This is a genomic window from Flavobacterium bomense, assembly GCF_003970355.1.
In genome coordinates, this window is the sequence record NZ_RYDJ01000086.1 from 1 (window position 1) to 1,532 (window position 1,532).

Genomic DNA, 1,532 nt, shown 5'->3' on the forward strand with positions numbered 1-1,532 from the left:
GTTGGAACTATTTCTGGAGTAATTAAAATATTTTATAGCATTTCGGTTACCGAGAACATCAGTATTGGTAATATTTCGGGAGGATTGTACGAAAAAATGATTAGTAGTGGTGCTGGATTGTTAGTAGGTATTATTGCTTACAGTGGATACCATTTATTGAACGGAAAGATTGATAATTTTGCTTTGAAAATTCAAAAGCAAATACTAGAATTTGCTAATATTATTCAAAAATCATAGAGATGTCAATAAAACGAAAAAGAAGATTCCACGCCGAAGTCGCCACGTCTTCGCTGAGTGACATTATGTTTTTCTTGTTGTTGTTTTTCCTGATTATATCCACTTTGGCGAATCCAAATGTGATTAAGATGACATTGCCAAAAGCCAAATCTAACGAGAAAACCAACAAACAATACATTAGTTTATCCGTTACCGAAGACAAGAAATTCTACATAGACAAGCAAGCTGTTGCTTTCGAAGAATTAGAAATGACTTTAATGACCAAAATGAACAATGAAAAAGATCAAACCGTTATTGTTAGAATTCCCTTCAATTTACAAGTTCAAGATTTAGTTGATGTGTTACAAATTGGCGTTAGAAATAACTTGAAGTTTGTGATTGCTACTAGTCCAAAATAAATGATTTGTCATTTATTTGGGGCTCAACGGATTGAAATACGTTGATAAGAGATCTGTCGTTCCTACGGAACTCAACTCAACTTTATATTCCATTTCAACGGAATAAATTCCGTTGCTACAAAATGTGTCGTTCCTGCGGAACTCGTTCATTTATTTATAACAATCCTTTTAACGCTTCTGTATCTGGCAGAATATTTTTATAAGCCTCTGGCAAATCATTGTAGGCTTTATAGGTTACGACTCCCATTGGTTTTGAAGTGTCCCTAAATGCAAATTCTACTATTTTATTGTTCTTTTCTTTGCAAAGAATAATCCCAATTGACGGATTCTCGTGTGGTTGCTTTACCATTTCATCCAATGCCGAAAGATACAAATTCATTTTACCCACATATTCTGCTTTGAACTTTCCTTTCTTCAATTCGATAGCCACTAAACTTTGAATTTTTCTGTTATAAAACAACAAATCTATAAAATACTCTTCGTCTTCAATAATCAATCGGTGTTGATTTCCGATAAAACTAAATTCAGACCCTAAAGCCATTATGAATTTCTTGATGTTCTGTACAATTGCATTTTCCAAAACACGTTCGTTTGGTTCTTCATCAGCATCTTCAATATTTATAAAATCCAAAAGCATTTCGTCTTTAAAAGCCATCAACGCTTTTTGTCTAAAACTATTTTCAGACAAAGTCGTTTGAAAATTATGCGCAAGTTTTCCTTGACGCTGGTACAAATCTGACTTTAAATGGTGTTTTAAAGTAGTGTTATTCCAAAATTCAGTGGCTGTTTTTTGGATATAAAATATACGTTCCTCTATGTTTTTAGCCTAACTTAATATTGTACAGTGATGCGTGAAACCGTTTTTTAAATACATAGCAACAAACTCATTTTCTAATT

3 protein-coding genes are annotated in these 1,532 nt (G+C 32.8%); 2 read left to right on the plus strand and 1 reads right to left on the minus strand.

The annotated features are described in order from the left end of the window. Positions 1-237 (plus strand): MotA/TolQ/ExbB proton channel family protein (locus EKL98_RS15710; RefSeq protein WP_199740730.1); only part of this gene is annotated, 237 nt, incomplete at its 5' end. Positions 238-239: 2 nt separating this feature from the next. Next, positions 240-635 (plus strand): ExbD/TolR family protein, encoded by a 396-nt coding sequence (locus tag EKL98_RS15715; RefSeq protein ID WP_126563123.1) that lies wholly within the window; start codon positions 240-242, stop codon positions 633-635. Between the two features lie 154 nt (positions 636-789). Here the strand turns inward: EKL98_RS15715 and EKL98_RS15720 are convergent, their stop codons facing one another. After that, positions 790-1,368 (minus strand): PDDEXK nuclease domain-containing protein, encoded by a 579-nt coding sequence (locus tag EKL98_RS15720; protein ID WP_126563124.1) that lies wholly within the window; start codon positions 1,366-1,368, stop codon positions 790-792. Positions 1,369-1,532: the final 164 nt, after the last annotated feature.